Source organism: Flagellimonas marinaquae (assembly GCF_023716465.1).
Lineage (GTDB): Bacteria > Bacteroidota > Bacteroidia > Flavobacteriales > Flavobacteriaceae > Flagellimonas > Flagellimonas alginolytica.
Genome location: NZ_CP092415.1, coordinates 3,153,091 through 3,164,528 on the forward strand (window position 1 = coordinate 3,153,091; position 11,438 = coordinate 3,164,528).

Genomic DNA, 11,438 nt, shown 5'->3' on the forward strand with positions numbered 1-11,438 from the left:
TTAAAATTTTAAGTTAACGCCAAACGTGTAAATTTGAGCCAAGGGATACGGAGCGGTATCAATTCCTTGTGTTAAGTTGTCCACCGATCCATCGGAAACGAGAATCGGGATTTCAGGGTCCATTCCACTATAATCCGTTATGGTAAACAGGTTCGAGGCCTGTAGGTATAAACGAATTTGATTTATGCCCAATTTATCCAAAACCGTGTCAGGAAGTGAATATCCAATTTGAAGGTTTCTTAATCTTAGGTATGATGCGTCCTCGACAAAATAAGAGTTAGGGCTTGTTTCCCGGTTAACCACAGAGGTTCCAAGTGCTGGAAGTGTTGCATTGGTATTTTGCGGAGACCAAGAATCCAGTACTCGCGTACTTCTGTTTCCGAAGAAAAAAGTTGGGAAATCCGTAAATATCTTGGAATAGTTATATACGTCCCTACCTTGCACTCCGGAGAAGAAGGCGGACAGGTCCCAGTTTTTATAACCGAGGCTCAGGTTGATACCATAGGTGAAATCGGGATGGGGTGTACCGATTTTGGTTCTATCCGAATCGTTGATTACACCATTGTTATCAACATCCCTATATTTAAAACGACCCACACCATCGGCATCGTTTTCAAACTGTTGGTCCGGTGAGGATGCAACCTCGGATTCGCTTTCAAATATTCCAATTACATCGAACCCATAAAAATAGGAGATAGGTTCGCCCACTTCGGTTACGGTTATGGCACCACCCCTAAATCCAGGGTCGCCAAATTGCTGACTGTTGATTAGTTCCGTTACTTCATTCTTATATGAAGAAACATTGAGGTCAACTCCATAGGAGAATCCAGACTCTGTTTGATCTCTATAACCTATTGCAAGATCAAACCCTTTGTTTTCAATACTTCCCAAATTTACAAAAGGGGCATTTGCATCTGGAGCCGTAGTACTGATCAATTGCAAGTCTTGTGCAATTAAATCTTCGGTTGTTATTTTAAATAATTCAAATTCCACGCTCAAACGGTTATCCAAAAAGCCCAATTCCACTCCAAGGTTGCTTGTTTGCGATGTTTCCCAACGTAATCCCTCGTTACCAATGGCTCTAATTATTGCTCCCGTTGCCGGTGCCCCAGATCCATTAAATGCGTAGTTGGTCTGACCGACATCTATACCTGCTTGGGTTAGCGTAGGCCCTTCAACAGGAACCTGCTGGTTTCCCAATTCACCATATGAGGCTTTGAACTTTACGCGGTTCAACCAGTCTACGTTAAACCAGTTTTCTTCGCTTAATAACCAGCCTGCACTGACCGCTGGAAAGGTGTCGCTTTGATTGTTTCCTAAAAAATTGGAAGATTTGTCCCTACGTAAAGTGGCAGTTAGGTAGTATTTGTTGTCGTACGAATAGTTTACGCTACCAAAGACGGAAAAAAGAGAAGTGGTGTTGTCTCCGGCGCTTACGATGGGGTCTCCAGTACCTGTATCCGGTAGATAATAATCAGGTGTCTCAAATAGGAAGTCGGTAACAGTTACAGATTTAAACTTGCTTCTATCTTCCAATGCCTCAACACCGACCAGTGCATTCACGTTGTGCTTTCCAAACGTTTTATTGTAATTCAACGTATTGGTCCAAATCCAGCTGTAACTATCGGTATCCGATTCGGTAAGTGAGTTTGTGGACCTAGCCTCGGAATGCTCTGGGTTGGTTGGCAAAAATGCCCTTGTACTAAGTAATTCCGCATCTCCACCGATCGAAGTTTTGGCTGTTAGCCCGTCGATAATTTCATAAGTGGCATAAATGTCTCCCAAAATTCTAAATGTTTTGTAGAAATTATCTCCAGCTCTTTTTAAATCTGCGACCGGATTGGTTGGATTGGATAAATCCAAAGCATTGGAATATGTACCGGTAAAGTTTCCTGCATTGGTATATGCCGGTAAAAGTGGGGAGTTCCTCATAGCCAACATCAAAGGGCTTCCTCCAAGACTTGTATTTGGATTTTTTGGGGAATTGCTATTGGCAAAAGATACGTTTAAATGCTGCCCTATCCTTACTTTTTCGCCTACTTTAAACTCTGAATTAACTCTGGTCAACCCTCTTTTAAAGGACGATTCCAGTTGTATTCCCTGACGGTTTAAATATGAAGCGGTCATTGAGTATTTGGCACCCGCATTTCCATTTTCCATGCGTAGGGATATGTTCTGTGTTGGAGCACTTCTGTAGATATCGTCAAACCAAGTGCCACTTGACCTGGCGTTTACAGGTTCGGGAGCACCCAAGATAGTTGAAGGCACAACAGGAGAGGCCCCGTCTCCATATTGCGCGTGGGATGGAGCTTGTCCAACATTGCTGAAACTATCCCAAAACATTTGTGCATGTTGTTGGGCATTTAAAAGCCCAGGAAGATTGGATGCTCTTGAGAAACCTGTGTACATATCCAAAGATATCTCGGCAGATTCCATATTGTACCCCCCATTTTTAGTGGTAACAATTACAACTCCATTGGAAGCCCTTGCCCCATAGATGGATGCCGCACCATCTTTTAACACGTTCATTTGAAGAATATCTGCAGGATCAATGGCATTTAAGATAGAACCATCTGTAGTCTGTACACCATCGATAATAAATAATGGATCGTTACCATTGGTCGAGCCAAAACCTCGAATACGAATGGTCGGGGCGGAACCGGGCACGCCCGAATTGATCAGGGACACACCGGTAACCCTGCCTTCCAAAGCTTCGGCGGCGTTTACAATGGGTGCTTTTGTTGCTTCAGAAAGGTCCACTGAAGCTACGGAACCGGTTAAGTCTCCCCTAGTTTGTGTAGAGTAACCAAGCACTACTACTTCATCAAGTTGACTGGCATCCTCCGAAAGGGAAACATTAACAACCGACCGGCCATTTATCGGCACTGATTGTGTAGAGAATCCGACATAGCTGAATACCAAAGTCGCATTGCTGTCGGCACTTATCACATAATTGCCATCAAAGTCTGTTTGTGTACCGTTGGTAGTTCCTTGTACCAAAACATTGGCACCGATTAAAGGATCTCCATTTTGATCGGTCACATTTCCTGTAATTTGTGTTTGATCGGCAGTCTGTATTGCCTTAAAAGGATTTTCATGGGCTCTGATCATTGTGCTGCTGAAAAACATCAATAAAAAGCCTAGAGTAAGAGATAGACATGGTCTTCCGTGTTTGGACCATGAACAATTGTTTTCAATCATAGTGGTTAATGTTTGTCTAGTTAGTCAATACTTGTAAACGGTATTTTTATTAAACCAAAAAAAAAGCTAAAAAAATATTTAATAAGCTTTAAAAACGTTAAAAAAATATAATATTTACAAAAGCAAATTAATAAATAAAAATGCGAAAAACACAATTAAATACATTTGTAGGTGATATATTCGCAATGAATGCAACAAAATAACAATGTACTCAAACGTTTTCGTAAAAATTAGGGAGTATGTGCAATTAATGAAGCTGATAATGACAATAAGTGGCTTAACTTTTTATTAACATCGCAATTTTAAAGGCATCAAACGTTTTCAGGTAGGTAAAATCGAGAGCACTTTTTGATATTCATTTATATTTTTATAACAAAAACAACCAAAAATGTGATTTAATTAAAAATAGCATCTGCGATAATTTAAGACCAATAAAAATTTAATAACCTATTGTCCTTTTTCAGAATTTTCCAACATAATCGATTTAAAAAGGAAAACTTTCGTGTTTGAAACTAATTCAACCAAATCAAAACCAATGCGTATAATAAAAAAAACCACTATTATATCTTTATTTCTAATAGTTGCCTGTACAAAGAATCAAAAAAGGGCACCATTATTCGAATTATTGGATGCTAGAACAACCCAGATAGATTTCAATAATCGGTTACAAGAAACCGATACTATGAACATTGTAGGTTTTGAATATATGTACAATGGCGCTGGAGTTGGTATCGGTGACATTAACAACGATGGTCTAGTGGACATCTACTTTACTGGAAATCAGGTATCCGATAAGCTTTTCATGAATAAAGGAGACTTTGTTTTTGAGGATATAAGTGAATCTTCGAATATAGTTTCAACCGGATGGTCCAATGGAGTGACCTTTACAGATATCAATGAGGACGGTTTTTTGGATATATATGTTAGTCGGGGTGGAACTCGGGAGTGGGAAAAATCGGATTGGGCCAATAGAATGTTTGTTAACAACGGCGATGGGACCTTTACGGATAAAGCCAGAGAATATGGCATAGCCGATACCGGGTACAGTGTTCAGTCTGTTTTTTTTGATTTTGATAGTGATGGTGACCGTGATCTGTACGTACTTACGAATGCCTTGGTGGATTATAATAGAAATACCTCTAAATATAAAACGAACGATGGTAGTGCCAGTAGTACCGATAAGTTGTACAGAAACAATGGAGACGGCACGTTTACCGATATTTCCTTTGAGGCTGGTATAAACATGGAAGGATTCGGTCTTGGGGTGTCCGTTTGCGATATCAATACCGATGGTTGGTTGGATCTTTACATTTCCAACGATTTCTTGACCGATGATCTTTTGTTCATCAATAATGGTGATGGTACATTTACCGATCAGCTTAAGACCTATTTTAGGCATCTTAGCTACAATGGCATGGGTAACGATGTAGGCGATTTGAACAACGACGGAAAACCCGAACTCTTAACCGTGGATATGTTTCCCAAAAGCAATGAACGGATAAAACAAACCATGATGAAACCGAGCTTGGATGTTTTCTCGCATAATTTGGCCATAGGTTATGCCCCGCAATACGTTAGAAATACATTGCAGCTCAATAACGGTAACAAGACTTTTAGTGAGATCGGGCAATTCAGTGGAATTTATAATACCGATTGGAGCTGGGCGCCATTGATTGCCGATTTTGATAATGATGGGCTCAACGATATTTTTATCACCAACGGGTACAGGAGAGATATTACCAACTTGGATTATCAATCCTATACACAGCGACCCGCAAAATACCAGACCGAGGACGAACTTATTCAGGGAGAACTAAAGCGGGTCAGTAATCTACCGGAAGTTAAATTGGCCAATTATATATATATGAATAACGGTGATCTTACCTTTTCGGATAAAATTACCGATTGGGGGTTGGATAAGCCCTTATATTCCAACGGTGCGGCCTTTGCCGATTTGGATAATGATGGAGACCTGGACCTAGTGATCAATAATATAGACGACCCTGCGAGTATATATAAAAATAATACTATCGAGTTTGCCACATCAAACAGTTCATCTTTTCTTAAAGTGGACTTTAAGGTTAAAGGAAATAAAGATATCACCGGTACGGAGGTCCGTATTTATCATGGTGGAAAGTCGCAGTATAAGTTTGTATCCACAGTAAGAGGCTACCTTTCCTCCATGGATTCGGAAATGCATTTTGGTTTGGGTGATTCAAAAACGATAGATTCCTTAACTGTAAAATGGAACAGTGGTGGCATCCAAACCCTATTCAATATCGAGCCAAATCAAAAAATAACACTCGACGAATCGGAATCCTTCTTAATTGAAAAGAGTCGGGCAATAATAGACTCCCCAAAGATATTTCGTGACATTATTAAGGAAATGGAAATGGAATACCTACATGTCGAAGATGATTTTGATGAGTTTAAACTACAGACCACCTTACTAAAAATGAATACAAATTTAGGACCTGGGATTACCGTAGGAGATGTAAATGGAGATGAATTGGAGGACTTTTATATTGGAGGAACAAAAGAGAAACCAGGTAAGCTTTACATACAGAACAGAGATGGTAAGTTCTTGGAACAGTCAATCACATGTGCCGGTTTAAGGGAAGATATGGGTGTAGTATTTGCGGATATTGATGGTGATGGTGATTTAGACCTTATTTCTATTGATGGAGGGGGAATTGAGGAAATGGCCCGCCAAGAATACACCGATTTTATTTATTATAATGATGGGAGTGGAAATTTTACCTGTAAACCCTTCCTGAAAAGAAAGTCGAGGGGCGGCAGTGTTGAATTGGCCGATTTTGATCAAGATGGAGATCTGGACATGTTCGTTGGAGGTAGGGTGGTTAATGGATTTTACCCCAAAAGCCCTAAAAGTTACCTCCTACGTAACGATTCGGATAGATTTATCGATGTCAGTGAAGAAGTATTGTCCAGTCAAGAACTAGGGATGGTGAGCGATGCCATCTGGACCGATTTTGATAATGATGGATGGTTTGATTTGGTAGTGGTAGGGGAGTTTATGGAAATCACTTTCCTAAAAAACAAAAAAGGAAAGTTCGAGGACATTACCCACTCCACTGGTTTAAAATATACCAATGGGTGGTGGAACAGCATAGTTTCGGGAGATTTTGATGCCGACGGAGACATGGATTATGTAGTTGGTAATTTTGGATTGAACAGCGATTTTAAATGTTCCCCGGAACAACCACTTACCATTTATACCAAAGACGTGGATGGAAATGGGACCATAGACCCGTTGATCAGTTGTTACCGGGAGGGAAAAGAACATTTGATACATACAAGAGATATTTTGGTCGACCAGATCAGTGCTTTAAAAGGAAGTTTCAAAGACTATCAATCCTACGCCAGTGCAGATTTTGATGAAGTAATGGAGGCAGCGGGATTAAACGATGCAAGCCAGTTAAAAGCCTATGAATTTGCATCTAGTTATATCGAAAATTTGGGCAATGGAAAGTTTACAATATCAAATTTACCTATACAAGTCCAATTCTCTCCTGCATTCGGTTTGTTGACCGATGATTTTGACAACGATGGGAATTTAGATGTAATGATTACCGGGAACCAATTCGATGTAGAACCTTTTATTGGACGGAGTGATGCATCCATAGGATACTGTTTATTGGGAGATGGGCAAGGTAATTTTACCATGGCCCAATCTTCGAAAAGCGGCCTTAATTTATCTGGTAGTGCCAAGGGGGCGGCATTGATTCGATTAAAAAATGGCAATTCGGCAGCTTTGATTGGTATAAACTCCGGAAAAATGTCAGCATATGGATACTACAACCAAGAAAGAAAAACAATTACTTTACAGACGAATGATGCTTTTGTGACAATCACAAAAAAGAATGGTAAAGGCCAAAGAATAGAATTCCCCTATGGAAATACATATTTGGGAAATTCTTCGCGTACATTAACATACGACCCATCACAAACATTAGAAATCAAAATAATGGATTACAAGGGCAATACAAGGAAAATCAACCCTTTAACTGCATTAAAGTTATAATTCATCGGAGGCCTAAATCCACCAGTGCCGTATCCCTGCTCCTTAGCTCGGAGAAAGCTCTTTGTAGGTTTCGGGTAACCTCGCCAACTTGATCGTTCCGATAAAAAACATGCCTTCCCAATTCTGCAATGGACGCTACTTGTGTGGTGGTGCCCGTAAAAAAGGCTTCGTCCATTTGTTCGATATCCGTTTCGGCTACAGCTTGTTCGATTACAGGAAGGTTTAAATCCTTACAAAGACCGATAACAATACGTCTGGTAATGCCGGCCAATATATGTTCATTGGCCGGATGCGTGATTACCTTGCCATCTTTCACAAAAAATATATTGCTGTGAGACCCCTCGGTGACCAATCCCTGTCTTACCAAGGTAGCTTCATTTGCATTGGCGCTCACGGCAGACTCATTGGTCATAATATTGCCCAACAGGGATGTGGATTTTATATCGCATCGATGCCATCTAAAATCCGCAGTTAGTATGGATTTCATGTGAGTGGGGTTGACCAACGGAAGCGAATAGGGCAGGGCATACATCATTACACTTGCGCTAACGCCTTTTGGGTACGAGTGTTTTCGGGGAGCAATTCCTCGCGTAACCTGTATGTAGATCAAGCACGCTTTATCCGTTAAACTCGAGGCCGATATTAGGTTGTCCAGTTCACTTTCAATCTCCTCTACGGCATAGTCGATGCCAATTTTATTAAGGTTGGACTGGAGTCTGTCAAAATGGGCTTTCTTGTAAAAAATACCATTTTCCAGCTGCATCATTACCTCATAAATACCATCTCCAAATAGAAAGCCACGATCGAACACGGATATTTTGGCATTCTCAGATGAAAAAATTTCACCATTTACGTATATTTTTTCAGGATAGTTTCCTTTGGGTAACATCATAGTTTTTTAAAATAGTATTTCTGTGAAGTTGACTATAGCGTTACAAAATTAATTTATTCAAATGAGGCGAAAAATAACTTATCTAGAATAAAAACACATTTTTGGTTCAATGCCCACCTCTTAACAAAACATTGATAAACTTGGTTTTTAAATATGAAGAGTATTACCGTACTTCACAAAAAATTATGGCATGACCATTTTTGTTGATATGGACGAGGTGATCGCAGATGCATACCAAGCCCATATAGATATTTATAATAAAGAGTTCAATGCTCAATTAAAGGCGGAGGACTGCTTCGGCAAAGAAGTTTGGCAATGTGTGCCCGAGGAGCATCAGCAAACAATAAAGGACCATACCTACAGGGATTGTTTTTTTAAGGATTTAAGTATTATCGCCGATAGCCAAGAGGTACTCAAAGCTTTAAGTGAAAAACACGATGTGTACATAGCATCCGCAGCTATGGAATTTCCGCAGTCCCTAAGGGAAAAATCGGATTGGTTGGATAAGCACTTCCCATTTATTTCATGGCAAAAACGAATTTTATGTGGAGATAAGCATGTGTTAAAAGGCGATGTGCTAATTGATGATCGGAGTAAAAATCTTGCATCCTTCTCCGGAAGGTCCATAATGTTTACTTCGCCCCACAATGTAAATGTGTCAAATTTTGAACGAGCCGATAGTTGGAAAGAAATCGCGGATAAACTTTTGTAACTTGTTTCAGAAATGTGTAAGTCCATTTTTAAATTTTCGGTATGTTCCATGTTACTGCTCTTAATGCAAGGGTGCGCAGCACAATCGCATTTAATTCAGGACGAACTGGACGCCGTTACTGTAGAAAACCTACAATACTATTTATACTACCCAGAGGACTATTTTGATTCCGATAAGGAGTTCCCTCTACTACTTTTTTTACATGGCGGAGGAGAATCGGGAAGGGATATAGGTGAGATCAAGAAAAACGGACCCCCAAAAATGTTGGCGGAGGGCAAGCAATTTCCATTTTTGGTCTTGGCCCCGCAAAACCCGCACATTAAAAAATGGTGGAATACCCAAGCCGTGGTCCAACTTATGGATTCTGTGGCAAGTAACAATAGAGTGGACAAAAAACGGATCTACCTAACCGGTCTGAGCCGTGGAGGAAGTGCAGCTTGGGAAATGGCCACACAATATCCGGAAAAGTTCGCGGCCATGGCGGTAGTTTGTGGCATGGCGCCCGTACCTTATGCACATTGGATAGATAGAGATTTGCCTATTTGGGTTTTCCATGGAGAGGAGGATAAGGTAATTGGGGTCGAGGAATCTGACAGGATGGTGGAAAAATTGAGAAACATGGGGCAAGATATACGGTATACCCGTTACAAAGGAGTAGGACACAATGCATGGAGCAGGGCCTACACTACGGATTCTTTATACACTTGGTTCACCAAACAAAAACGGATAAATTGATATAGATGAAGTACTCCTGGATTTTTATGGGTGTTTTGATTCTTGGGGCCTGCAAGCAGCAACCCAATGTGTCCAAAAACGATTCAACCCGATCGGATGCAGAGATTGTAATGGATACAATTCCAAAAGACACCATTGTAGAGCAGAAAAAAACCACCTTAAAAACATTTGAAGGGATAGCGGATACCACCTTTGTACGACTTGCCGATTTTAGTGAGGATTTTGCATACGACATGCGCTATGCCACAGAGAACAATTTTTTAAAAGCAAAAGTGTACGATTGCCCTGAGTGCTATACCCGTGCAAAAACGGCAAAGGCTCTGATCAGAGCCAATAAAGATTTTATGGAGAAGGGGGTAAAGATCAAGTTTTTTGATTGTTATCGTCCCAATTCCGTGCAATACAAAATGTGGGAGATTGTTCCCAACCCTCAATACGTTGCCAACCCCGATAAGGGATCTATCCATAACAAGGGAGGTGCCGTGGACATCACACTGGTGGACATGGAGGGTAAGGAGCTAGATATGGGCACCGACTTTGATTACTTTGGAAAAAAGGCCTATCACGATAATATGGATTTGCCACAAGAAATTCTCGACAACCGTAAATTATTGAAAGAGACCATGGAGGCTCATGGGTTCTGGTCCATTAGGACAGAGTGGTGGCACTATAATCTATCGGCGGCATCTAACGATAAGGTGGCCAATTTTAAATGGGAATGCCCAGATTAGATTTTGGAACAGACCAGAACGATTAAATTTTCCTCCAGATCTTGGGTAAAGAAAAGGTAATGGTCACCACCCTCTTTAATTTTGTGTTTTTTACGGATTTCCGCTACCGAAATGGGGAAGTTTCGGATGGTAATATTGGCCTTTGAGAAGGAAAGCGTTTTCAATGTTTTTTTGGAATAGGGCAATACTTGTTGGATCTTAAACCGTCTGCCGGGAAATTCCACTAGGTTTTCCGAGCTGTATAAATGGGAGTTCACGTGCAGTTTATGTACACCATGCGCTTGGGCTACCGACCTAAACCCACCTGACTTTAAAATGGCTGCATTTGGTTCGTACAAATAGATGGATGGCAAGGCATAATTGCAATTGGTCAGTGGTTCCGATTCCAAAGAAAATGTAAACTCGTCTATTTTGTTGGGCTTTATATTCGCGGCAGTAATTTGAATAGGTCCCGAATATCCTTTTTCCAGAACAAATAATAATTCTTTGACATCGTTTTGCACGGCCACAACAAAGATATCCTTTACAAAACCCAAAGCTTGGACTCCCATTTTTATATCCAAAAGGGGAGAAGTCTTCAAAAGGATGTTCGACGTTTTTTTAAAAATCGAAGCTAGATGGCCCGGTACATTTGGCAGGCAATCCTCAAGTAAAAATACCTTTCCTTTTTTATCACTTCTTCGGGAAGGGTCAATATAGGCCCAATCAAAATTATGATCGGAACGCATTAAAAAATCGATCCCATCTTCGGGAATACAAGTAATATTTTTTTGCCCTAATATTTTAAAATTATGTGAAGCAATGGTGCTCAATCCCAAATTTATTTCACAATGAAAAACCTTAAGGACCTTTCGCGCAAAATAGTAACTGTCGACCCCCATACCTCCCGTAAGGTCGATCAAAGATTTTCCATGGACCAATTGCGACTTGTATTCTGCAGTAAGTTCCGAACTGGTCTGTTCAATATTAAGTTTGTTCGGGTAATAAATATTTGGTGCATTAAACCAAGTGGGCAGCTTTTCCCTACATTTCTTTTTGGCTTCGATCTGCTCTGCCAATTCTTTTTGTCCAATACCTTCAAAAATAGGTTTTGATAGTAAAACTGACATGATGTCAGACAAT

The 11,438-nt window shown here is 40.4% G+C and carries 7 protein-coding genes; 4 read left to right on the plus strand and 3 right to left on the minus strand.

All coding sequences use genetic code 11. The features are described 5' to 3' along the window. Positions 1-3,201, minus strand: coding sequence for a SusC/RagA family TonB-linked outer membrane protein (locus tag MJO53_RS13970; protein WP_252079541.1), 3,201 nt, complete (start codon positions 3,199-3,201; stop codon positions 1-3). Between the two features lie 535 nt (positions 3,202-3,736). Between MJO53_RS13970 and MJO53_RS13975 the strand changes: the two genes are divergently transcribed. Then, the gene (locus MJO53_RS13975) at positions 3,737-7,246 is read left to right on the plus strand and encodes a VCBS repeat-containing protein (protein WP_252079542.1); all 3,510 of its coding nucleotides are present in this window, start codon (positions 3,737-3,739) and stop codon (positions 7,244-7,246) included. Position 7,247: 1 nt separating this feature from the next. On the opposite strand, the gene MJO53_RS13980 is transcribed toward MJO53_RS13975, so the two are convergent. Further along, positions 7,248-8,138 (minus strand): aminotransferase class IV, encoded by an 891-nt coding sequence (locus tag MJO53_RS13980; protein ID WP_252079543.1) that lies wholly within the window; start codon positions 8,136-8,138, stop codon positions 7,248-7,250. 190 nt (positions 8,139-8,328) lie between these two features. On the opposite strand from MJO53_RS13980, the gene MJO53_RS13985 reads away from it, so the two are divergent. The 3 genes from MJO53_RS13985 to MJO53_RS13995 are packed head-to-tail and all read left to right on the plus strand — an operon-like array spanning position 8,329 to position 10,316. Continuing rightward, positions 8,329-8,850 (plus strand): 5' nucleotidase, NT5C type, encoded by a 522-nt coding sequence (locus MJO53_RS13985; RefSeq protein ID WP_252079544.1) that lies wholly within the window; start codon positions 8,329-8,331, stop codon positions 8,848-8,850. Positions 8,851-8,898: 48 nt separating this feature from the next. Continuing rightward, positions 8,899-9,585 (plus strand): prolyl oligopeptidase family serine peptidase, encoded by a 687-nt coding sequence (locus MJO53_RS13990; RefSeq protein ID WP_252079545.1) that lies wholly within the window; start codon positions 8,899-8,901, stop codon positions 9,583-9,585. Positions 9,586-9,590: 5 nt separating this feature from the next. After that, positions 9,591-10,316, plus strand: a complete 726-nt coding sequence (locus MJO53_RS13995; RefSeq protein ID WP_252079546.1) for a M15 family metallopeptidase — start codon at positions 9,591-9,593, stop codon at positions 10,314-10,316. Here the strand turns inward: MJO53_RS13995 and MJO53_RS14000 are convergent. Beyond that, on the minus strand, positions 10,313-11,425 hold the full coding sequence (locus tag MJO53_RS14000; protein WP_313791020.1) for a THUMP-like domain-containing protein: 1,113 nt from the start codon (positions 11,423-11,425) through the stop codon (positions 10,313-10,315). The genes MJO53_RS13995 and MJO53_RS14000 overlap by 4 nt on opposite strands. Between the last annotated feature and the right edge of the window lie 13 nt (positions 11,426-11,438).